This is a genomic window from Neobacillus niacini NBRC 15566, from assembly GCF_001591505.1.
Classification (GTDB): domain Bacteria; phylum Bacillota; class Bacilli; order Bacillales; family Cytobacillaceae; genus Neobacillus; species Neobacillus niacini.
The window spans coordinates 1-22,728 of sequence record NZ_BCVA01000055.1 but is presented as its reverse complement, the minus strand read 5'-3'; the positions used below and the strand labels follow the sequence as shown (position 1 = coordinate 22,728).

22 protein-coding genes, 1 pseudogene and 1 other annotated feature are annotated in these 22,728 nt (G+C 38.2%); of the genes and pseudogenes, 11 read left to right on the top strand and 12 right to left on the bottom strand.

Annotation, left to right across the window (positions count from 1 at the left end; translation table 11 throughout):
• Positions 1 to 17: 17 nt before the first annotated feature.
• Both treC and treR read left to right on the top strand, forming a co-directional pair.
• The gene (gene treC, locus BANA01_RS25390) at positions 18 to 1,685 is read left to right on the top strand and encodes an alpha,alpha-phosphotrehalase (RefSeq protein ID WP_063255218.1); all 1,668 of its coding nucleotides are present in this window, start codon (positions 18 to 20) and stop codon (positions 1,683 to 1,685) included.
• Between the two features lie 12 nt (positions 1,686 to 1,697).
• Positions 1,698 to 2,414, top strand: coding sequence for a trehalose operon repressor (gene treR / locus BANA01_RS25385; RefSeq protein WP_063255216.1), 717 nt, complete (start codon positions 1,698 to 1,700; stop codon positions 2,412 to 2,414).
• Between the two features lie 236 nt (positions 2,415 to 2,650).
• On the opposite strand, the gene BANA01_RS25380 is transcribed toward treR, so the two are convergent.
• A complete protein-coding gene (locus BANA01_RS25380; protein WP_063255215.1) occupies positions 2,651 to 3,247 on the bottom strand; it encodes a class I SAM-dependent methyltransferase in 597 nt (198 codons plus the stop codon).
• A 171-nt stretch (positions 3,248 to 3,418) separates the two neighbouring features.
• On the opposite strand from BANA01_RS25380, the gene BANA01_RS25375 reads away from it, so the two are divergent.
• From BANA01_RS25375 to BANA01_RS25365, 3 genes are all read left to right on the top strand, one after another.
• The gene (locus BANA01_RS25375) at positions 3,419 to 4,687 is read left to right on the top strand and encodes an S-adenosylmethionine decarboxylase related protein (RefSeq protein WP_063255214.1); all 1,269 of its coding nucleotides are present in this window, start codon (positions 3,419 to 3,421) and stop codon (positions 4,685 to 4,687) included.
• A gap of 195 nt (positions 4,688 to 4,882) precedes the next feature.
• Positions 4,883 to 5,287, top strand: coding sequence for a hypothetical protein (locus tag BANA01_RS25370; protein WP_235847235.1), 405 nt, complete (start codon positions 4,883 to 4,885; stop codon positions 5,285 to 5,287).
• Between the two features lie 134 nt (positions 5,288 to 5,421).
• The gene (locus tag BANA01_RS25365; protein ID WP_411834633.1) at positions 5,422 to 6,339 is read left to right on the top strand and encodes a DMT family transporter; all 918 of its coding nucleotides are present in this window, start codon (positions 5,422 to 5,424) and stop codon (positions 6,337 to 6,339) included.
• A 43-nt stretch (positions 6,340 to 6,382) separates the two neighbouring features.
• Here BANA01_RS25365 and BANA01_RS25360 read toward each other — a convergent pair whose 3' ends face one another.
• The 4 genes from BANA01_RS25360 to BANA01_RS25345 form a co-directional block, all read right to left on the bottom strand.
• Complete coding sequence (locus BANA01_RS25360) at positions 6,383 to 7,651, bottom strand: S8 family peptidase (RefSeq protein ID WP_063255212.1); 1,269 nt, start codon at positions 7,649 to 7,651, stop codon at positions 6,383 to 6,385.
• Positions 7,652 to 7,851: 200 nt separating this feature from the next.
• Complete coding sequence (locus BANA01_RS25355; RefSeq protein WP_063255211.1) at positions 7,852 to 8,082, bottom strand: hypothetical protein; 231 nt, start codon at positions 8,080 to 8,082, stop codon at positions 7,852 to 7,854.
• 85 nt (positions 8,083 to 8,167) lie between these two features.
• Positions 8,168 to 8,629, bottom strand: coding sequence for a flavin reductase family protein (locus BANA01_RS25350; RefSeq protein ID WP_063255209.1), 462 nt, complete (start codon positions 8,627 to 8,629; stop codon positions 8,168 to 8,170).
• Positions 8,630 to 8,725: 96 nt separating this feature from the next.
• Positions 8,726 to 9,097: a DnaJ family domain-containing protein gene (locus BANA01_RS25345; RefSeq protein WP_063255208.1), complete on the bottom strand. Its 372-nt coding sequence runs from the start codon at positions 9,095 to 9,097 to the stop codon at positions 8,726 to 8,728.
• A gap of 138 nt (positions 9,098 to 9,235) precedes the next feature.
• On the opposite strand from BANA01_RS25345, the gene BANA01_RS25340 reads away from it, so the two are divergent.
• From BANA01_RS25340 to BANA01_RS25330, 3 genes are all read left to right on the top strand, one after another.
• Positions 9,236 to 10,885 (top strand): FAD-binding dehydrogenase, encoded by a 1,650-nt coding sequence (locus BANA01_RS25340; protein ID WP_063255206.1) that lies wholly within the window; start codon positions 9,236 to 9,238, stop codon positions 10,883 to 10,885.
• Between the two features lie 89 nt (positions 10,886 to 10,974).
• Entirely contained in the window at positions 10,975 to 11,574 is a 600-nt protein-coding gene (yyaC, locus tag BANA01_RS25335; RefSeq protein WP_063255204.1) for a spore protease YyaC, read from the top strand.
• Between the two features lie 61 nt (positions 11,575 to 11,635).
• Positions 11,636 to 12,121, top strand: coding sequence for a GyrI-like domain-containing protein (locus BANA01_RS25330; RefSeq protein ID WP_063255203.1), 486 nt, complete (start codon positions 11,636 to 11,638; stop codon positions 12,119 to 12,121).
• Between the two features lie 246 nt (positions 12,122 to 12,367).
• Here BANA01_RS25330 and BANA01_RS25325 read toward each other — a convergent pair whose 3' ends face one another.
• The gene (locus BANA01_RS25325) at positions 12,368 to 13,960 is read right to left on the bottom strand and encodes an amidohydrolase (protein WP_063255202.1); all 1,593 of its coding nucleotides are present in this window, start codon (positions 13,958 to 13,960) and stop codon (positions 12,368 to 12,370) included.
• 132 nt (positions 13,961 to 14,092) lie between these two features.
• The gene (gene ilvA, locus BANA01_RS25320) at positions 14,093 to 15,364 is read right to left on the bottom strand and encodes a threonine ammonia-lyase IlvA (protein WP_063255201.1); all 1,272 of its coding nucleotides are present in this window, start codon (positions 15,362 to 15,364) and stop codon (positions 14,093 to 14,095) included.
• An 86-nt stretch (positions 15,365 to 15,450) separates the two neighbouring features.
• Positions 15,451 to 15,703, bottom strand: a binding site (T-box leader).
• 194 nt (positions 15,704 to 15,897) lie between these two features.
• Here ilvA and BANA01_RS25315 point away from each other — a divergent pair.
• Entirely contained in the window at positions 15,898 to 16,410 is a 513-nt protein-coding gene (locus tag BANA01_RS25315; protein ID WP_063255199.1) for a gamma carbonic anhydrase family protein, read from the top strand.
• A 601-nt stretch (positions 16,411 to 17,011) separates the two neighbouring features.
• On the opposite strand, the gene BANA01_RS25310 is transcribed toward BANA01_RS25315, so the two are convergent.
• Entirely contained in the window at positions 17,012 to 18,349 is a 1,338-nt protein-coding gene (locus BANA01_RS25310; RefSeq protein WP_063255198.1) for an MDR family MFS transporter, read from the bottom strand.
• Between the two features lie 245 nt (positions 18,350 to 18,594).
• On the opposite strand from BANA01_RS25310, the pseudogene BANA01_RS29325 reads away from it, so the two are divergent.
• Positions 18,595 to 18,902: pseudogene (locus BANA01_RS29325) on the top strand (hypothetical protein).
• A gap of 34 nt (positions 18,903 to 18,936) precedes the next feature.
• Here BANA01_RS29325 and BANA01_RS25305 read toward each other — a convergent pair.
• From BANA01_RS25305 to BANA01_RS30465, 3 genes are all read right to left on the bottom strand, one after another.
• The gene (locus BANA01_RS25305; protein WP_063255197.1) at positions 18,937 to 20,061 is read right to left on the bottom strand and encodes an NADH-dependent flavin oxidoreductase; all 1,125 of its coding nucleotides are present in this window, start codon (positions 20,059 to 20,061) and stop codon (positions 18,937 to 18,939) included.
• 103 nt (positions 20,062 to 20,164) lie between these two features.
• Entirely contained in the window at positions 20,165 to 21,637 is a 1,473-nt protein-coding gene (locus tag BANA01_RS25300) for a diguanylate cyclase domain-containing protein (protein WP_063255196.1), read from the bottom strand.
• A 194-nt stretch (positions 21,638 to 21,831) separates the two neighbouring features.
• Positions 21,832 to 22,011 carry a hypothetical protein gene (locus tag BANA01_RS30465; RefSeq protein WP_235847234.1) on the bottom strand — a complete coding sequence of 60 codons (180 nt, stop codon included), beginning with the start codon at positions 22,009 to 22,011 and terminating at the stop codon, positions 21,832 to 21,834.
• Between the two features lie 96 nt (positions 22,012 to 22,107).
• On the opposite strand from BANA01_RS30465, the gene BANA01_RS30065 reads away from it, so the two are divergent.
• Entirely contained in the window at positions 22,108 to 22,245 is a 138-nt protein-coding gene (locus tag BANA01_RS30065) for a hypothetical protein (RefSeq protein ID WP_169803748.1), read from the top strand.
• Between the two features lie 76 nt (positions 22,246 to 22,321).
• On the opposite strand, the gene BANA01_RS25290 is transcribed toward BANA01_RS30065, so the two are convergent.
• The gene (locus BANA01_RS25290) at positions 22,322 to 22,579 is read right to left on the bottom strand and encodes a DUF1292 domain-containing protein (protein ID WP_326160966.1); all 258 of its coding nucleotides are present in this window, start codon (positions 22,577 to 22,579) and stop codon (positions 22,322 to 22,324) included.
• Positions 22,580 to 22,728: the final 149 nt, after the last annotated feature.

Genomic DNA, 22,728 nt, shown 5'->3' with positions numbered 1-22,728 from the left:
ATAGGCAGGTGTAGATCATGACAACATCATGGTGGAAAAAAGCAGTAGTTTATCAAATTTATCCAAAAAGTTTTTATGATACAACCGGTAATGGTACCGGTGATATCCAAGGAATCATTGAAAAGCTCGACTACTTAAAGGAGCTTGGTGTTGATGTTCTTTGGCTTACTCCGATATATAAATCCCCTCAAAGAGATAATGGTTATGATATAAGCGACTATTTCAACATTCAAGAAGAATACGGCACGATGGCTGACTTCGACCAGCTTCTTGCAGAAGCACACAAGCGCGGAATCAAAATCATTATGGATATTGTCATCAACCATACATCCACTGAACACGAGTGGTTCAAACAAGCAAAATCCTCAAAAGACAATCCATACCGCGATTTTTATATATGGAAAGATGGGAAAGACGGCCTCCCTCCTACCAACTGGGAATCAAAATTTGGCGGTTCAGCATGGCAATGGGATGAAACCACTGGCCAGTATTACCTCCATTTATTTGATGTTACCCAGGCCGATTTAAACTGGGAAAACCCAAAAGTCCGTGAAGCATTATATGAAATGATGCACTTTTGGCTCAAAAAAGGTGTTGATGGTTTCAGACTAGATGTCATCAATTTAATCTCAAAAGATCAACAGTTCCCAGAAGATGACTCTGACGGACGAAAATTTTATACAGATGGACCAAGAATTCATGAGTTCCTCCATGAGATGAACCAAGAGGTATTTTCAAAATATGACATCATGACGGTTGGCGAAATGTCTTCTACGTCCATTGATAATTGCATTCGCTATACGAATCCACGGGATGAAGAGCTCAATATGACATTCAGCTTCCATCATTTAAAAGTGGATTATCCTAATGGGCAAAAATGGACAAAAGCGGATTTTGACTTCCAATCATTGAAAAACATATTGTCAGACTGGCAGGTTGAAATGAATAAAGGCGGCGGATGGAATGCCCTCTTCTGGTGTAACCATGATCAGCCGCGTGTTGTCTCAAGATTTGGTGATGATCAGCAGTTCCACAAAGAATCAGCAAAAATGCTTGGAACAACCATCCATATGATGCAAGGTACTCCTTATATTTTTCAGGGGGAAGAATTTGGGATGACCAATCCGAAGTTCGAAAAGATCGATGATTACCGGGATGTGGAATCATTGAATATGTTTGAAATTCTCAAAAAGGAAGGGTTGTCAGACCAAGAGATTATTGAGATTTTAAAACAAAAATCTCGTGATAATTCCCGAACTCCAGTTCAATGGAATGCAAGCGAACATGCTGGATTTACCACTGGTACTCCTTGGATTCATACTGCAGCAAACTATAAGGATATTAATGCAGAAAATGCCATGAAGGATTCGAACTCTGTGTTTTATCATTATCAACAGCTCATCCGATTACGGAAAGAATATGATGTGATGACGAACGGGGATTATGAATTGATTTCTGAAGACCATGAATCTATCTTCGCTTTTGTGCGCAAAACCGAAAATGAAATGCTGATTGTTATTAATAATTTCTATGGAAAAGATACGACTTATTATCTCCCTGTGAAGTTAGACATTGAAGGGTTGGCAAATGGTGTGTTACTCTCAAATTATGAGGACTCAGCACCACTTGCAAAAGAAATACATTTACGACCTTTTGAGTCCATTGTTTATCATTTGAAAAAATAATGGGAGATTTTTATGACGAATAAGTATCAAAGTATCTTTAATACGATTGTGGATCAGATTAAAAGCGGGGAAATCCCGCCGAATTCCCTTCTCCCTTCTGAAAATGAATTGAAGGAACAATACGATACTTCTAGAGAAACGATTCGAAAAGCTTTAAACCTTCTTGCGCAAAATGGCTACATCCAAAAAGTAAGAGGCAAAGGTTCGATTGTCATTGATATCAATAAATTTGATTTTCCTGTTTCCGGCCTCGTTAGCTTTAAAGAACTAGCGGATAAAATGGAAAAAAAACCAAGGACGATTGTTAATGAGTTATCGTTAATTATCAAGCCGGATGCCTATATCAAGCAACAGCTGCAGCTTTCAGGAAAGGATCAAGTATGGAAAATCGTTCGAACGCGGGAAATTGGCGGCAAGAAAATCATTCTTGATAAAGATTATCTTGCAGCAAAATACGTCCCTTCGATTACTGAGGAAATTTGTGCAAACTCGATTTATGCCTACCTTGAAAATGATTTGAACCTGAAGATTAGCTTTGCAAAGAAGGAAATCGTTGTGGAAGAACCCACTGCGGAGGATCGTTCATTTTTGGACTTAGAAGGTTTTCATAATATTGTCGTCATCAAAAACTATGTATATTTAGAGGACGCCAGTCTTTTTCAATATACCGAATCCCGGCACCGTCCAGACAAATTCAGATTTGTTGACTTTGCCCGTAGAACACAGTAAAAACCTCAATTGATTTTGAGGTTTTTCTTTTTTGTTTCCCTTCCATCGGTAAAATGGTTGTTAGTGGAAATCAAAAGTTGCCTTTGGTTCCCTACTGAGTCAGAAAAGCTGATAGGAGGGAATCAAAAACTGTCTTTGCTTCCCAATTAAGTGAAAAAAACAGATAATAGGGAATCAAAAGTTGATATTGCTTCCCTTCCAGGTGAAAAAACGTGATCTGAGGGAATCAAAAGATACTACTCCTTTCGATTCCATAGCTCAGCTATTATAAATAGGTCTTTGTAACATGTTTCTAGTCTCTCCATCACGAATCCTTTGGATGTGAATGCCTTTAATGTTTCTCTATTCAGGCAGCAGCCGTCACAAATTTTACTCCAAAAGGGTGTTAGACCTTCCTGCATGCTGCTGAGTACCTTATTTTCCATTTTGACGTGTTCAAATAATAGGATTTTCCCGTTAGGTTTACACACTCTTTTTAATTCATTAATCGCCTCGTCAACATTTGGTATTGTACAAAAAACCAGTGTTGCAACGATGGTATCAAATGTATGATCCTCAAAAGGAAGTCTTTCTGCGCTGGCGTTAACCAGATCAATAGGTACCTCAGCTAATTGAAGTCTTGGCAATGATTGATCAATCATATGCTGACTAGGTTCTATGGCAATGACATGATCAACATTACGATACAATGGAAAATTTACTCCAGTACCTGAACCAAGTTCAAGTACCGTCCCTGTCGCACCTTTAAGCAGGTCTTTACGGATGCTTTTAAACCGCCTTCGTTCCAAGGGACTCATAAAAAAATCATACCATTTTGGAAATGTACTGCTCACTACCTTCAACTCCTAATCTCGTGCTCCTGTATCTACTATTTTTATCATTTCTCCTACCTCAAGGTCCAGTAGTAATATGAAAACCTTATATTATTATTCTCCGATAATCATCCAATCCTTTTCTACCTTTTGTACATATTATAGTATAAAAAATATGGACGAGGTGTTGAAATGAAAGATCACCAAACAGTTATATCCATTTTCGGAAGTGCTGGCGGGGTCGCAAAATCTGTTCTTTCCATTTTAAATCATTCAGCAAATGATACCAAAGACCCTATACATCATCTTATTACAGATAGTGCAATTCACTTAATAGATTATAAACAAAAGGAACTCCTGTATTATCAAAGCTTATTTCCTCATTTAACGAACAGGATACACTGCCATCAATTTGACCTTAAAGATAAAGATCAGGTAAAAAAACATTTAACTAGTACTAAAACAAGTATTGTCATTGATGTTTCATGGGCCGATACCGTTGATATGCTCCATTGCTGTGATGAATTAGGTATCCAGTATGTTAACTCTGCACTAGAAAATACGTATATTGATGACCATGAAGAACAGTTTGCCGGTTTTCCGCTAATCGAACGAATTCATTATTTTGAAAAACATAAGGATACTTTTAAAAATACGAGTGCGATTGTTTGTTCTGGAATGAATCCAGGAGTGGTACAGTGGATGGCATTCGAACTGATGAAACAACATGTAGATGAACAACCCCTGGGCTGCTACATTGTTGAGCATGATACCTCTTTTTTTAAGAAAAAGTCCCAGGCAAAAAAGAATGTCATCTATACAACTTGGTCTCCCGAATGCTTCCTAGACGAAGCGATATTGTGCTATCCAATGTTCATGAAACATCGGACCCCGCTTTTTTTATATGAGAATGTTTATGATATTGAATTTAAAGTTACTTTAGGAAAGAAAGTTTTTCATGGCTGTCTAATGCCACATGAGGAAGTATATACGCTAGGCAAGCAATTTGATATGGAAAGTGGTTTTTTGTATAAGGTAAATGACCACACCACAAAAATTATCCGTGAGCACTTAGATGACTCAGATGTTTTATGGGATTTTGAAATGAAAGTACTCAATCCGTTAGATGCTCCGTTGACGGGTGAGGATTTAGTCGGTGTATTGCTGGTTTATCCAGATAAAGAGCGTTATATCTATAACGTGTTAGATAATGAAAGTATTTTTCCTCAATATAAAACAAACGCAACTTACTTTCAGGTGGCTTGTGGGATATATGCTTCCCTATCCGTCCTCCTTCTTGACCAAATACCAAAGGGTGTTTACTATGTGGACGAGTTATTGCTAAAGACGAATAATCAATTTGGACAATATTTAACCTACTATATGACAGATTTTGTAATTGGAGAAAATGCCAAAACAGACGGATTGCTGTTAGACCGAATGAGAGAATTTCAGGATTAAAGAGAGCTAGGAGAAAAATCTCCAAGCTTCTTTGGGCTATTTTCTAATACATGAGAATAGTTACCTTACAATTAACTGACACCACATCTTGTGTCAAAAATAGCCGATTTTAAAATATTTGTAGAAGGGTAATCGTACTAATCCCCAATGAACGTTAATAAAATAGAATATACGTTCGATGAGGAGGAGAGGATCTTGGTTAAACAGAATGATTCCTTCATTACAGATGAGATGTTGGTGAAATATTATGAACTTAATAAGAAGAAAAAGGAAATTGAGTTGGAAATGAGTCAATTAAAGGATCTATTTCAGGACTATTTTAATAAACTTGTCGGTCCTACGAATAAGGCAGAAATCACGATAAATAATTATAAATTACAACGGCAAATCAGGAAAATAGAAAAATATAATGAAGATATAACGGTCAAAAGATTAGAAGAATTAAACATGAACGATCTCATTCGGGTTGTAAAAAAACCAGATGATGTCAAAATCAAATCTGCACTCGAGCTAGGATTATTAAGTGACAGCAACTTAGAAGGCTGCGTTATTACCTCCTACTCCCCTGCGATTTCAGTAAAAACATTAACACCAAGATAATCGAAAAAGTCATTAGACAATGATTCTGTCTAATGGCTTTTCTTTTGATAATAATCCTAAGAGTCAAAGCATTTTTCCTCTTTTAAACTTTTTCAATTTCTGGTAAATTAATAGAATGGTTTATTTGGGGAGGGATATCTTTGACCACAATTGGTGCTTCTTTGTCATACCCACGGACAAAAGGAATTTTATTAGTAGTAATCGCGGCGACGTCATGGGGTGTCTCAGGGACAGTTGCTCAGTTCCTCTTTCATCAACAAGGCTTCAGCACGAATTGGCTGGTGGTAATACGACTGCTTTTGGCAGGTCTGGGTTTATTACTTTTTGCTCATATAGTTGGGAAACAAAATATATGGAGTATTTGGAAAAACAAGCAGGATGTTTTACAGCTCGTTTTGTTTGGAATTATTGGCATGCTCGGTGTTCAATATACTTTTTTTATGGCTATAGAGCAAGGAAATGCAGCCACCGCTACCGTTTTACAATACTTGGCACCGGTACTTATTGCCTTATATTTTTGCTTCCGTACTAAGTCATTACCTGTAAAACAGGAGGTGACCGCCATTATAATGGCGCTAGGCGGTACATTCCTACTGGTTACAAAAGGGAATATTCAGGCTCTGTCGATATCTGGATCTACCTTTGGCTGGGGGATACTATCCGCTTTTGCCCTAGCTTTTTATACGCTATACCCGGTTAAACTACTTTCAAAATGGGGAACGACTTTAACTGTTGGCTGGGGCATGATGATCGGAGGTATTGGTTTAAGTTTCTTCAATCCTCCATGGAAATTTGAAGGTCACTGGTCCCTCGAATCGTTTATGGCTGTTGCATTTGTTGTTCTAGTTGGAACATTACTTGCATTTCTATGCTTTATGGAAAGTCTAAAATACATAAAAGCCTCTGAAGCGAGCCTTCTAGCCTGTATTGAACCACTCTCTGCCGCATTTCTAGCCGTAGCCTGGCTTCATGTCCCCTTCAGTCCAATTGAATGGTTTGGTGCACTACTGATTATTGCAACTATTTTTATACTTTCTGTTGTCAAGCGGTAAAGAGAAAAGCCATCTGAAAAAATCAGATGGCTTTTCTCTATGATTATTTTACTCTTGCAAAACCGAATCCTGAAGCATAGTCATCCCCAGTTGTTGCACCATATCCGCCTTTAATATCGTACAGTTTGGCCCTTCTTTGCAACTCAGAACGAAGCTGAGCGTTAGACCAAGAAAGATTCGATGACCAAATTTTTGCTGCTAAGCCTGATACGTGTGGAGTTGCCATGGAAGTTCCACTGATTGTATTGTAGTTCCCATCATACCATGTAGATTCAATTGCAGCGCCCGGCGCAGAAATCTCTACATCTTTTTCTTGAATCACGTAATCACCATCTGTTAAAGGATTACCACGAGAAGAGAAATCGGCAATGCGGTATGTGCCATTTTGCTGAACATTTTCTAAGGCTGCTACTGCAACGGCATTCTTTAAGGCACCTGGATATCCGATAGTATTGGCCGCATATCCTGAGTTGCCGGCTGCTGCCACAACTAATACTCCCTTGCTATACGCATAATCTACTGCACTAGCAATCATTGTGTCTTTTGCGCTTGATCCGAGTGACATCGATAGGACTACTTTTGATCCTGTTCTTACGGCTTCATCTGCTACGTGACGAATGGCACCTGCAATATCATCAGAATATCCAGATCCACTGTCCGTTAAAACCTTATATGCCCAAAGCTTCGCCTGTGGTGCTACACCATAGATTCCTAGACCATCAGAGGCCCCGTGTGCCAAAACAGTTCCAGCGACGTGTGTACCATGTCCATTCCGATCTGTACATGAACCATTAATAATAGGTGATGAAGATTGGGTAAAGTCTTTACATTGTTCGGCACTACCTGTTAAATCATAATGGTTAATATACGTACCTGTATCTAACACAGCCACCTTAATTCCAGCTCCACCAGATGTACTTGTGATGTTCGGGTCATTATAGATTGCTTGCATGCCCCACGGTGTGCGGTCACTTGGTAGAGATGTAATAGCAGTAGTACCGATTTTATCTTTTGATGCATTTTCTACACGATCCAATTGTACTTCTGAAACCTTCTCAATGGTTAAATTTTTATTATTTAGTAAAGCTTGGTATTGTTTAGAATTGACAGTGGTTGTATATCCTTCGGATCCGAAATCCCATCGTACTCCAGTTGTTTGCTTGGCTTTTACTTTTTCAGAACTAGGTCCATTAATATTGACTCGGAATGTATCATTAGAATCTGTGCCTTCACCATAAGCCGCAGATGCAAACAATGAGACCCCCATTGTTAATGCAACTAGTGCTGAAGCAATCTTTTTTTTCTTCCTCATTTTATTTCCCCTCTCCTATTTTTTTATGTACAGCTTTCTTTGTGCTGTAATACTGAGTTTATTTAGAAACTTCTAATTAATCAATATATTATCATCGTTGAAGAGTTGGGAAATAATTTGGTGTAATGGCTTCATCCTTTAGCCTCTTTTGATAGAAAAAAGACCTCCAAATGATTGAAGGTCTTCTCCATTCTATTACTCTATGGAAAGAAAGTTTTTATAACAACAGCCAAAACGAATACTGCAACAAAGATACTAACATAACCACGTGGTTTTTTTCCTTGGTTCAGTTCATCTATACCACCTACTAAGATGAAGGCAAATAAACCTAACATCATAAAGGGCTGAGCAACAAAGTTTTTCGTAATTAATCCAAATAGAGCTAATATTAAAACGATTATGCCTAAAATAAGTCTAATTTTTTTTAACACCGTCCATCCCTCCTCTTCTAATTGTACAGAACCTCACCAGAATGACAATAAGAAAAAGCTGCCATGTGACAGCTTTTCAAATACATTATTCGGTTAATTTTCGGTATTGGCCGCCGAAGTATAACAACGGGTCCCCTTCGTTTACTTTAAGGTCGGTAACCTCACCAATAAATAAAACGTGATCTCCTGCCTCGACCTCGTTGTAGAGCGTACATGTCAGGTTTGCAAGTGCGCCTTGAATGACGGGTAAATTTCCAAATTGCTCAAAATTATAAGGAGTGTCCTCCTTAATTTGCCCTGCAAAACGCATAGATTCTGTTTGCTGTTCCGCAGATAAAAAGCTAACGGCAAATTTTTTGGATCTTTGAATGAGTGGAAGCATTCTTGCTCTTTTATCGATCGAAATAAGGATTAATTTAGGGTTTAGTGAAACAGATACAAACGCATTCGCTGTCATGCCATGTGCTTCACCTTCTACTTCCGTTGAAACAACGGTAATACCCGTTGCGAATTTCCCCATTGCATTTCGAAAAAAACGATCGTCCATTTCTCAACATCCCTTCTCTATTTTTGAACTAGTCTAGATCGAATGTTCTTTCTTTATCTTAGTCACTTTATCTAATATTTGATTCTTTCCTGTTCTCTACTGCCAAATCTTAGCATGCAGGTCAATATCCTCTAAGGAAATTAACATCTTTTGCATACTTGTTGGACATTCGATATTATATTTTTTTACCTTGACATTCAAATCATCAATAAAGCTATTCATCTTCTCTTCAGAGGTCCCGTCGTCTATTAGTTTAAGCAGTTTTGCCATATCTTGCTTGATTTCCTTTTGTAATGCAACAAAAGGTGGTAAATAACCGGCTTCTTTGGCCGTTTTTTGAAAATTAGAGTAGATATCACCGGAGAAAAAATTTTTGGGAAGCGGTTTGCCGAAACCAGGAAGTCGTTTCGCCTCGTCTAAATCTTCAATACTTGCGTTCGGGTTATATTTCCCTTTACTATTCGTCATGGCTAGAATAATCTCCCCTCTTAAAACATTACTACTATTATTCTATGTTCAACGTCCATATTCCTGTTAAAATTACCTGATTGACTTTTCGGAATACTTAAAATACCATCAAGGTATCTAATGTTCTGGAGGTAAATGATGAAGTTTGATGTGATTATAGTAGGTGCTGGCCTAGCTGGTTTAGTGGCAACTGCTGAGCTTGCTGAGGCAGGTAAGAAGGTTCTGCTACTGGATCAAGAACCTGAGGCTTCAATGGGCGGACAAGCCTGGTGGTCCTTTGGGGGATTGTTTCTTGTGGATTCACCTGAACAACGAAGAATGGGCATAAAAGATTCACGGGAACTTGCTTGGCAAGACTGGTTAGGTGCCGCGGGTTTTGACAGAGAAGAAGACGAAGATTACTGGGGAAAAAAATGGGCAGAAGCATATGTCGACTTTGCTGCCGGTGAAAAACGAGAATGGTTATTTAATATGGGAGTCCGTTTCTTTCCCGTAGTTGGTTGGGCAGAGCGTGGCGGATATCTGGCTGAAGGGCATGGGAATTCTGTTCCGCGGTTTCATATTGTATGGGGGACAGGTCCAGGTATTGTTGAACCTTTTGAGAAAAAAGTCCGTAATGCCATGTCGGCAGGCCTTATAGACTATCGACCTCGACATCGGGTCAATGAATTACTGACAGAAAATGGTACTGTCGTTGGGGTGAATGGCTCAATTCTCATTCCGAGTTCAGCAGCCCGCGGTGAAGCAAGTTCTCGAGAAGTGATTGGAGAATTTGAATTTCATGCACAGGCAGTCCTTGTTACAAGTGGAGGAATCGGGGGGAATCCAGATTTAATTCGAAACAATTGGCCGAAGCGGCTGGGGAATGCACCAAAAAATATGATTTCCGGTGTTCCTGATCATGTTGATGGCAGAATGCTCTCTATTACCGAAAATGCTGGAGGCAGAATCGTAAACCGCGATCGTATGTGGCACTATACGGAAGGGATTAAAAACTGGAATCCCATATGGAGTAATCACGGTATTCGCATCCTTCCAGGACCTTCATCCATTTGGCTTGATGCAAAAGGGAAACGTTTTCAAGCACCGAATTTCCCGGGGTTTGACACGTTAGGTACGCTAGAAGCTATCCAGAAAACAGGATATGATTATTCCTGGTTTATCTTAACTCAGAAAATAATAGAAAAAGAGTTTGCGCTTTCTGGCTCAGAGCAAAACCCTGACCTAACTGGTAAAAGTATAAAAAAAGTACTGTCCCGTGTTCTACCCGGTCCCACTGCTCCGGTCAAGGCGTTTATGGAAAAAGGCGAGGATTTTGTGATTGCTGATCATTTAACGGAGCTTGTGGAAGGGATGAATAAGCTAACGGGTGATAACCTTCTTAGCTATAATGAAATCCAGCGGCAGATTGCAGCAAGAGACCGTGAGCTGGACAATAAGTTTACAAAGGATCTGCAGGTGACTGCCATTCGTGGAGCGCGCAACTATATTGGCGACAAACTGATTCGTGTTGCCTCCCCTCATAAACTACTTGATCCAAAAAATGGTCCATTGATAGCGGTACGCCTGCATATTGTGAGTCGAAAAACATTAGGCGGACTCCAAACAGATTTATCTGGCAGGGTACTAAATTCAGAAGGTAATCCAGTGCCTGGATTATATGCCGCTGGAGAGGTTTGCGGTTTTGGCGGCGGCGGGGTTCATGGGTACCGTGCACTAGAAGGAACCTTTCTGGGGGGATGCCTATTTACTGGCAGACAAGCAGGACGTGCACTAGCAAAAGAATAATAGATTAATTGATTTTGCAAAAATAGAAGGATATTTAATTAGAAGTAAAGAATTGTTTGTCAATATAAAAGATGGTGAGGTGTTAAAGCATGGGCAGCAGCACTTTTAGTTGTAGTTTACAATCTAGACCTAATATAGTAATTCCCTTTAATGATAAATTAGCACCTCTCTATATTCGCCAGGCACTTTATTCTCTTATCCCAGACACGACTGAACATATTTATGTAATTGGAATTGGCTCTAGTCGGATTAATGGCGATAGCCTGGGTCCTTTTGTTGGAAGCCTGTTGAAGAACAATTATCCTGATCGCTTAACCGTCCTTGGAAACCTGCGGGCACCACTAGATGCAACAACACTTGTCCCGGAATTAGCACAACACTCCTTCCGAAAAAATAGTTTTGTTATCGCAATTGATAGTGTGTTAGGAAGCGAAGAATTGGTAAATTCCCTCGTGGTTAAGGATGGATCGATTGTCCCTGGATTTGGGCTGGGAAATGTTCTTCCTCCAATTGGGAACTGCAGTATAACAGGTGTGGTCACCGAGAATAATCCTGCCTTAAAAGATTCTTTGTTATGTACAGATCTTCATCTTATATATACGATGGCTACTTCGATTGCTAAGGGAATCTCTTTAACTGTTAGACAATATTTTAGATACCCATCTGATCGATCTTTATTAGTTGTATAACCACTTGAATAACAACTGTATAAGGAATTTATGAAACTTTAAGATATAGGGAGGAAATAAAGTGAACTATGAAATTGTAACGTTACCAGCCTTTCGGGCAGTGGGATTAAAATGGGAGGGAATATTTTCAGAAATTGTACCGAATTTAAAAGAAGTCATTCAACAAACAGAAGACCGAGCAGATGAATTAAAGTATAAGGTGAATCCCAGTGTTCAATTAGGTCTATCTTATCATGTAGTTGAAAATGGGTTCGCACATTATGCTGTGTATGAAGTGAGTGACGAGCAGGAGATTCCTGATGGAATGATTGAAATAAGAGTTCCTGAATGGACGTATGTGAAGACTACACATCACAAAGGAAAAGATATACATAAGACATATGCGGATTTACATCAATGGCTATTTGATAGTGACTATACCGCTTTAAGAGAAGCTGGTGTAGATTACTATGATCCTTATATGCCGATTAAACATGAATATTGCCCTGTTGATCGTGATCCGAGTGATCCACATTTTGATATTTATATACCGATTATAAAAAAATAATGTTTTTATTTTGAAATTATTTCAGCGCACTTTTTAGAGTCTGTCTGCTTTGGTGTGCATACTCCTGCTAAATGATACGCCAAGGATCGCTAATTAGCATGTTAATATGAGTAAAATTCTTTTTGTATTCAGCAAATAAAGCAGTCCAATAAATAAGCTAATATTGGATTGCTTTTATTTGCTGCTTTTTTAATTTTTGTACTTCAACAATCGAACTCTTTTACAATAATCGCTACTCTTTTTTTACTAGACCCTTTGAATTTCCCCGTCGATAATGGTCATTTCAATATTCGTAGTTAATAGTTCATCAGGATTTTCCAATTCAAAGAGATTCTTAGAATACACTGTCATATCCGCTAACTTTCCTCTTGAAATAGTCCCTTTTATTGCTTCTTCGTTTGTTGCATAGGCACCGCCAATTGTAAAAAGCTTAACTGCTTCAAACATCGAGATTTTCTGACTCTCATTCCAACACTCAGTCTTACCAGGGGTTTTTCGGGTAACAGCTGCATGAATACCAAGTAAAGGATCAACAGGTTCAACCGGTGCGTCAGACCCTCCCGCACAGATAACCCCATTAGATAGCAAGGATTTCCATGCATATAAATACGGTTCCCGCTCCCTGCCAATCCTGTCAATTACCCATGGATAATCACCGACAACAAACCTTGGCTGGATATCGGCAACGATACTCGGATCAGCTAATCGAGCGATTAAATCTTCTCTAACTAATGAAGTGTGGATAATTCGATCACGATAGTTCGCCCTTGGGAAATTGTCTAAGATATTGAGAACATTCTCTAAAGCCTGATCACCTATCGTATGAACGGCTATTGGCATAGATTGATCACGGGCGTCTTTAACAATGTTAAAAAGAACTTCTTCCGTTTGCATGGCTTCCCCAAATTGACCGGGTTCGTCATGGTAAGGCTCCGAAAGCAAAGCGGTTCTCCTTCCAAATGCTCCATCCGCAAATATCTTAATAGCACCGATTTGTAATGTTTCGTTGCCAAAACCAGCAAACATCCCTTTTTCTTTTAAGGCAGGAAGGTATGGATAATCAATCAAAAGGTTACAACGTAGCCCTTTTTGTTCTTGATTGAGTAGTTCATCATACATGCGATAGGTTTGTTCCAGGCCGCCTAAATAAGCAGGATCATTGGTATGGACACTGGTTAAGCCTTTTTTAATAGCAAAGTTCATTGCCTGTCCCAGACCATTTTTTAACTCAACATAGGTTTTATCTGGAATGTGTTTGGTTACTAATTGCGAAGCGGACTCCAACAGCAGCCCTGTCGGTTTTTTTGAATGTGGGTCCAAAACCACCCTTCCGCCTTTCGGTACCTCAATGGATGGATGATAGTGACTCATCTCTAGTGCTTTACTATTCACTAAAAAGGCATGATAGCAAATCCTTTTTAGGTAAATCGGACAATGGGGCGCAACGTAATCTAATTCCTCGATAGTCGGAATCGATCCTTCTGTAAAAAGATTCTCATCCCAACCCATTCCTATCAGCCATTTTCCAGGGGAAATAGTATCTGCTTTTTGCTTTATTTTTTCGAGCATTTCGGTTTTAGATGTTACCCCAGTTAGATCTAAGTCCAAAAAATTAAAGGCAACGCCTGACATGTGTAAGTGGCTGTCAATGAGTCCAGGTGTAACCATTTTCCCTTGAAGGTCAATTACTCTTGCCCCTGCTCTTCCCCATTGTAGGTTCATCTCCTGATGTGAACCTAAATCTACGACCCTGCCATTCTCTATTACCACAGACTCAACCACTGGCTGGTTGGAATCAAGGGTATAAATGACACCATTTGTATAAATCAACTTTGACACATTGCCCCCACCTTATAAATTATTGTTATCTTGAAACCATTATAAATGAAAATTCAACGAATGTGGTAAAAGTGTTATCTGGTTATATGGTCACAAAAAGAAAAGAGCCCCAAATTGGACTCTTTAATGTTTCTAAACCAGCATTTGGAACAAGGTGCTGTCATTATTCACTTCACGGTAAACAAATCCTTTTGCCTTTATACGTTCGATAAGTGGGAAGTAGTCATCTTTGCACTTCAGCTCAATCCCTACTAAGGCTGGACCGGTTTCACGGTTGTTCTTTTTCGTGTATTCAAAATGGCTGATATCGTCATTTGGTCCCAACACATCATCTAAAAATTCACGTAATGCTCCCGGACGTTGTGGGAATTGAACAATAAAATAATGTTGCAGCCCCTCATATAGCTTAGAACGTTCTTTGATTTCTTGCATCCGACCGATATCGTTGTTTCCGCCACTTACAATGCAGACTACCGTTTTGCCTTTAATTTCATCTGTAAATTGATCAAGTGCTGCAATCGAGAGTGCACCTGTTGGTTCAACCACAATCGCATTTTCATTGTAGAGAGATAAAAGTGTTGTGCAGACTTTTCCTTCCGGTACGACTACAATATCATCAACGACTTCTTTGCAAATCTCAAACGTCATAGATCCGACGGTCTTGACTGCTGCTCCATCGACAAATGGGTCAATTTCTTTGAGAGAGGTCACTTCTCCATTGAAAATTGACTCCTTCATGCCAGCAGCCCCTTGGGGTTCTACACCAATTAATTGGGTCTCTGGTGAAAAATGTTTCATATAGGTTCCAACTCCAGAGAGAAGTCCACCTCCACCAATCGCTCCAAATAGGTAGTCAATTTTTTCAGGACAATCATTCAACAGCTCTACCGCAACTGTACCTTGACCAGCAATTACATCTGTGTCGTCAAATGGATGGATAAACGTTCTATTTTCTACTTGAGAGCATTCCATTGCTTTTTCATATGCGTCGTCAAAGGTATCCCCTACTAAAACAATCTCCACATGTTCCTTACCCCAAAATTTTACCTGATTTACCTTTTGTTTTGGAGTAGTAGTCGGCATAAACACTTTTCCGTTAATTTTTAAATGGTTGCAGGAATAGGCAACTCCTTGTGCGTGATTTCCCGCGCTTGCACAAATAATTCCATTTTCTAATTCTTCGGCCGTCAGCTTCTTTATGCGATTATAAGCTCCGCGGATTTTAAAGGAACGAACACTTTGCATGTCTTCCCTTTTTAAATAAATATGACAGTCATACCGCTCAGATAATAAGTGATTATACTGCAGAGGAGTTGGCGAAATCACATCCTTAATGGTGTGGCTGGCAATAATGATATCCTCTACTTGAACAGTTTTTTCTTTTTGGTCTACTTGTTGATTCATTTCACTTTCCTCCTCTTTTTTTCTTAAACTAAATCGCCTTTTTAAGGCATTTATTTTTTAGAAAACAACAAAAAACCCGCCCCATGTATAGGGACGAGTTTAACTCGCGATACCACCCTACTTCCGCAGCAAAAATCACCAGACTGCAGCTCTCGATTAACGTATCAGGAATGATACGTGTTCCATGTAACGGTGGATTATTCCGGAGCAGCTTACTTCTATCTTTTCAGCTGCACATCTCAGAGATGATCTTCAGATAAGCCCTGCCATCGACTCTCAGCAAATGTCGACTCTCTTTGGACAAGGTGCTTAGCCTACTGTTCTCGTCATCAATTCGTTTTAAATTATTACTAAGATTATCACTGTAAAGCGGCAGAGTCAATATTATTTGACTATTTTAATTCTTTTGTGAATTTTAAAACGCTTTCATAAAAAATGTTCTTTACAAATCAATATTTTTCCCTTGAAAGATTAGCAATGGTATAATTTTGTTTAAATGTAAAACAATTCTGAATATAGAGGAAGTGTTAACTATGAATATTCCATACAAAGGTACCACACCTAAGGTGCATGAGAGTGTATTCGTCGCACCTGGTGCTTATATTATTGGAGATGTTACGATTGGAGAGGAATCAACCGTTTGGTTTAATGCAGTGTTGCGGGGGGATGATGGCCCAATCACGGTTGGGAAAAGATGCAGTATTCAAGATAACTCCACAATCCATCTGTATGAAGGCTCTCCGGTTGAGATTGGTGATGATGTAACCATTGGACATAATGTTATCTTACATGGCTGCAAGATTGGCAGTAATTCGATTATTGGAATGGGTTCGACTTTACTTGACAATGTTGAAGTTGGGGAAGAATGTATTATTGGTGCAAACACGCTTTTAGCAGGTGGAATCAAGATCCCTCCTCGATCACTCGTCCTGGGGTCACCAGGGAAAGTAGTTCGTGAATTAGCAGAAAAAGACCTGCAAATGCTCAAATATTCAAGTGATAACTATGTGCAAAAAGGAAAAGAATATAGAGAAATAATAGAATAAATAACGCATATAAAAGGCTATGTTAAAGAAGGCTGTTGATTTACACTCCAGGTATTAGCAAAAGTAAAATAAGCGAAGACATTCCGGTTAAATGCAGAATGGAGCCTGTTTTGGGGTTAATAAGGGGAGGTTTTCCGGTTAAGCAAAGCAATATTATCCTATTTCACGTATTTGATGGCAATAGGCGGAATCTCTCCGTCTATTTGGTTGTTTTTTATTAGTAAAGACTAAATAAGCGAGATTCTTCCCTCTATTTAGATTCATAAAAGTCATAAAATCAACCATATAAAAAGGCAAGCATAGTTCTATGCTCACCTTCTGTTCCTGCAATGCGAAATGATCATACTTTACGAATACACTGGGCTTAATCTAACTTGCTTCCTTAATAGAAAATTCAACTTAGATTGAACATTATTAAGTAGATACGTTAACCTAATCCCAAGAAGCATTAAGGTCCTAAGTAAGCTAAAGAGTATATTCAAAGTATATCCCTCCACATTGAAGTTTAGTGTTAAAGGATAACATTATGTCTAATGTTATTCTTTAACACTAAGTCTATTATTTATCTGTGTAGGTATTTTATTCAAAACAAGTGGAACCTTTACTTCGTTAATGCTGTTTCTCCAACAGCTGATGTTTTCTCTGGAATTCGAAAGCTAAGAAAAATGGTAATGAAACTCAAAATCAGGGCATATAGAAAAACGTTCTTCATCCCAACGGCAAGTGTAACGCCATGGTTAATAATTACTCCCATGATGGTAACTCCAACGGATGTACCAATATTTCTTAAAAATATTTGAAGTGAAGTGGACATTCCTTTTAAATGGGAATCGGCAAATTCTTGTGAAGCAATGGTACCAAGGGCAAACAATAATCCAAAGCAAAAGCCTTGAACTGTCAAGATGATAAATAAACCCGTATAGGATAAATTCTGGATGAATAAATAAAGGACCAAACCTGAAAGGGTCGTAACAATACTGCCGATCATAAATAATACCTTGTAACCAAAGCGAATGATCCATTTTCCAGCAGGAGTACTTCCAAAGGACCAGCCTAGTGCAATACTTAACAAAATTAATCCGCTTTTATAAATACTCATTTGACTTCCTTCTTGCAAATATAACGGAATAAAGTTTGATGTTCCATAAAAAGAAAGGCAATAAATTAACATAAAAAGATTCGTAGATTGTAACCCTTTATTTTTTAATAATGTAACGGGCAGGAATGGATGCTGTTCTTTTCTTTCAACAAGGACAAATAGGATCAACCCTATAACACCACTAAAGACATACCAAAAAGGATTACTCAAGCTGGTTGATAACAATAAAAGTGTAATGGAAATCCCAAAAAGGAAGAATCCTTTATAATCGATATGTGTCTTTTTGTATTCTGCAGATTCCTTATATGGTAGTAAGCAAAGAACCGTTGCCATACCAATCGGGATATTAATAAAGAATATCCATCTCCAAGTCAATGCTTCCACAAAAAAGGATCCTAATATTGGTCCTATGATTGAAGAAATCGCCCAAATGGCACTAAATACGGCTTGGATTTTTCCGCGTTTTTCAATCGTGAATAAATCCCCTACAATGATCATGGAGAGAGGAATCATTCCTCCTGCCCCTAATCCTTGTATTCCTCTAAAAATAATTAGCGTGACCATAGAATTAGCTAACCCGCAAAGAATTGATCCAACTGTAAACAAGGTTACAGCAATCATTAAAAGTTTTTTTCGTCCATACATATCGGATAATTTTCCGTAAAGAGGAACGGTTATGGTACTGGCTAACATATAAACAACAAATATCCATGAAAACAATTCTAAGCCCCCAAGTTGATTAACAATGGTGGGACTTGCTGTTTGCATGATATTTGTATCAAGAGCTGAAATAAGTGTCGTAATCACAAGCCCTATAAATACATACTTATTCTTGTTCATTTTGTTCCTCCTAGATGGTGTCCGTGATCATTTCAAATATTTTTGTAAGATAAATGGAACTCTACTATTATAGCAAAATGCTATTTTTTGTAACTACTATTTTCTAATTTTCGTTAAATGGATAGTAACTTCTACGAAGTGGGTATGATAATTCCTATAGAAAAGGGGGACTGTTTTTGGAAAACAACATTGTTGAGGTAATCGATGAAAGCTTGAAAGAGCAAATTGAATATGAAATTAGGGGAATGAAGTTTACGAAAATTTCCGGTCACCAACAGCGGAGAAATGGTATATTTTTCTCCCTAGTTTTCGAGATCCGATAACCAGTGGTGCTGCTGGAAAAACCATTATTCATTATAACCTCTATGACACGAAACAGATTTTTATTAATACCACAATCATCTTTGATGATCCTACCCTGCATAAAAGCGAACAGCACCAACTTGTTTATGCTCTTGGAGATGAAATTGTAAATCGGCTGGTAGGTTATGCAGATACTCTTCTATCTGTTCATTCTGGTGAAAATTCATATAGCGCCGAGTATAAACAGTAAGAGTTCATCCTGCGTGAGGATGAACTCTTTTGCATTAACGAATGCCAGGAAACCATCCTGGTGTGTGAATAATTGCCTGCCACAGTGGATCAGGTATCACAAGCTGATCCTGATTATCCTTATTAATCTCGGTAATGATTTCATTTTCTTTACCCTCTTTTACCTTTTGTACCCAATCAGGATCGATAATCATTTCACGTCCTAGGGCAATAAGCGGTACACCTGTTTGAAAAGCTTTTAAAGCCTCATCTGGCGTATGAATGGAGCCTACTCCAATCACAGGTACTTTATCTCCTGCTCGTTCCAGGATAATTTCTATTCGTGAACGAGTATCGTCCACGCCTCTTCTTGGTTTTGACCAAAATTCTTGTAAAGAAACATGAAGATAATCAAGGTCTTTTTGAACTAGGTTATCGATTAACAAAAGAGTATCTGCCATGGTGATCCCAGGAGTTTCTGCTTCTTCCGGTGAAAAGCGATATCCTACAATAAACGGCTTCTTGGCGTTCTCAGCCACTACTCTCTTAACTTCATCAACAACTGCCATTGGAAATGTTAACCGTTTTTCTAGACTGCCTCCCCAACGGTCTTCACGACGGTTAGAATGAGGAGAGAAAAACTGCTGAATGAGATATCCGTTTGCACCATGGATTTCAACGCCATCATAACCTGCTTCTATTGCACGGCGTGTTGTTTCACCAAAGTCGCGAATAATGGAACGAACTTCTTCGTCAGATAACTCCCGTGGTACTGGCTTTCCATCCCCTTCTGCGGGAACGCTGCTAGCACTTACCACATCACCATCGGGTATTAATTCAGGCGGGACTTGTCTGCCACCATGGAAAATTTGTAATATTGCTTTGGCCCCCTGCTCTTTAATAGCAGTTGCAAGCTTCTGTAAGCTAGGGATTAAATCATCCCTATCCCCGCCGAATTCTCCGTGAAATCCCTTTCCATTTGCTGTAACATATGTACATGCTGTAATAACCATCCCAACACCACTTGATCGTCTTGCATAATATCTTACCTCTGCTTCTGTAACAGTTCCATCTGGATTGGATGACCAATTTGTCATTGGTGCCATCACAATACGGTTTTTCAATTGGATGCCATTTTTAAATGTTAAAGTGTCAAATAATGGTGCATATTTTGTGTTCATCACTATGTACCCCCATGGTTATATCTAATTTGTTCCTCTCTTATTTTCAGTTACTTTATTGAAATTAAACTTGAAAATAATACAAAAAAAATCACCCTGGTATTTAGGCAAGGTGGGAGAGTTGGTTGAATATAAATTGGTTATGCCTGCTTTCTTTTGCAATATATAATTCTGTATCAGCCAGTTTGATTAAATCCTCTGGTTTTGTCAATTCATTTGGAATAAGTGTTGCGCAACCTATGCTGATACTGACAATAGGTTCAGTTTCTGTGGAAATATAAGGTATATTAAGATTTTTCACATTTGTTTGAAGTAATTCAGCCACATGCGCTGCTCCTTGTTTATCGGTTTCTGGCAGCAATATAACGAATTCTTCCCCGCCATATCTTGCTGTAAAATCACTAGGTCTCTTCACTGTATTTTTTAATACAGTGGCTACTTGCCTTAAACATTCATCGCCCGCTAGGTGACCATTAAAGTCATTAAATTTTTTGAAAAAGTCAATATCAATCATGATAGCTGAAAATGGACTAGAATTTCGTTTCATGCGATTCCATTCTTCTGACAGTTTTTCATCAAAGTATCTTCGATTCGGAATACCCGTTAACCCGTCCATGTTAGAAATATAGCGTAACTTGATATTTGCTTCTTGAAGTCTTTTTTCTTTTTCTAAACGTTCTGTAATATCTCGTGAAACCGCTACAATCCCTTCTAGCTTTCGCGAATTCTTTCGGATAGTCCGAGCATTCGTTTCTATCCAAATATACGAACCATTTTTTTTCTTAATTTGATGTGTGAATGCAGCAAATTCCAATTCGGAATCTGCCTCAAGGAGTAATGTAGTTACTTTTTCAACCTCTTCAGGATGTAAAAAATCAAATAAATGGCTGCCTATCATTTCCTCTTTGCTAAATCCTAATAAATCCTTACTAGATGGCGATAAATATTCATAATAGCCGTTCGGATTGAGAAAAGAGATAAGATCAGTACTGTTTTCTGTAATAAATCGATACAGTTCTTCATTTTTCCTTACCTCTTCTTCAAGTTTATTCCTTTTCGTAACATCTCTGAGAAATACTTCTAGTGCTGGTTTTTCGTTAAAGAGAATGGGTGAAGAGGAAATTTCAATATCTAAAATGTTATGATGTGCTGTTTTGATTTTTAATTCCATACGGTCAAGACTTTTCTTCCCTTGACTCATGTCTTTTAACAGTTGCATTATCATAGGATGAAATTCGGGTAAAATACAATGAAATATGGATTTCCCAAGAAGTTCATACGAAGATGATTGAACTAATTCTTCAAATTTATTATTGACAAATACAATTTTTCCATCTTGGTATACAATGATCGGTTCTGGTGAGAATCTTAATAGATTACATAGTCTGTTTTCATTCATTTCAGCCTTATTCTTATAGTATACGGCCTTATCGTAAACCCAGCCTAGTAAGGCAGCGATGGTGGCAAATAGAATGGCTTCTAGGATCGACCATGTAGTTGTTGGTTCGGAAAATGATTCTATAAAAGAAACCATCATAGAAATAAAAACGAGTGTGATTCTGCCTGTGTATTTCAACGTTGCCACCTCTGTGTGGAGTCAATTAAACTACAAATTTATCAAATACTACTACTAGTTATTACTATTAAAATATATTCACTACTAAAAGATAGTCTTTTGTATTTAACATATCATAACGCTATCCCAATTGATATCAGTCAATTAAGTTATTATTTTGACATTTTTATGCAAAAAGAATACCGTAACTGGGTTTATTTTACCTCTTTAAGGACATAACAGATGCCATCCTCAGCAAAAAATAAACTATTTCCGGATTTTATATTAAAATTAACGTTTTTCTTATCATAAATAAGTTTATCAATTATTATAAATTTTTCCAAATACTTTTTCGTTGGATTGTAAATAATTTCCTGATTTTTCTTTGTTGCCACAAAACCTTTTGGTTCACATATCCTTTCAGGTTTTAGTTCAGTATACCACTCACCGATAAGAAGAATAGATTGGGCAGTAGTTTTTGATTTTCGGTTTTGAATCGACCAAACCTTCCTGCAATTACACCGATGTATTTTACACTTCATCTGCAAATACCTACCTTCAATAGAAATAAGTATGTCGATGAATTATATTCAGCCGGTGCAGCAAATATTTATCCTTTACAGGGCTAAATAGCTGTAAATATGCCAGTCAGCTGGGACTGGCATTAGTTATTAGTTAACATAACATTATTATGTAATTATACGCTTATTCTGCAGGTGCTTCCTCTACAGCAACTTGGTATGCATCTAAAATGGACTGACTTTCGACTGGATTAGAAATTCCAACTAAATATTGGTCACCTTCTTCGCCTTCTACCTGCATAAGCATCGTTTCATCCTCTGCTGCCAAAAGTGCATATGATTTGCTTTCCATCTCAAATAACGCCTCAACAGCGAATTCCTTAAAGTTCCCATCATCGTCTTGAATGGTAATATAATCACGGGGTTCGTTTTGCCTCATCATTCATTCACCTCCATAAACTTACTGTCCCCATTGAGTAATGATTTAATAAGGAAACAGCTGGAGATACTTGCCGGTTTAGGTCAATAAAGATATGAGATTACACACAAAAACACAACCATAACAGGTTGTGTTTCGTTTCGCCTGGCAAT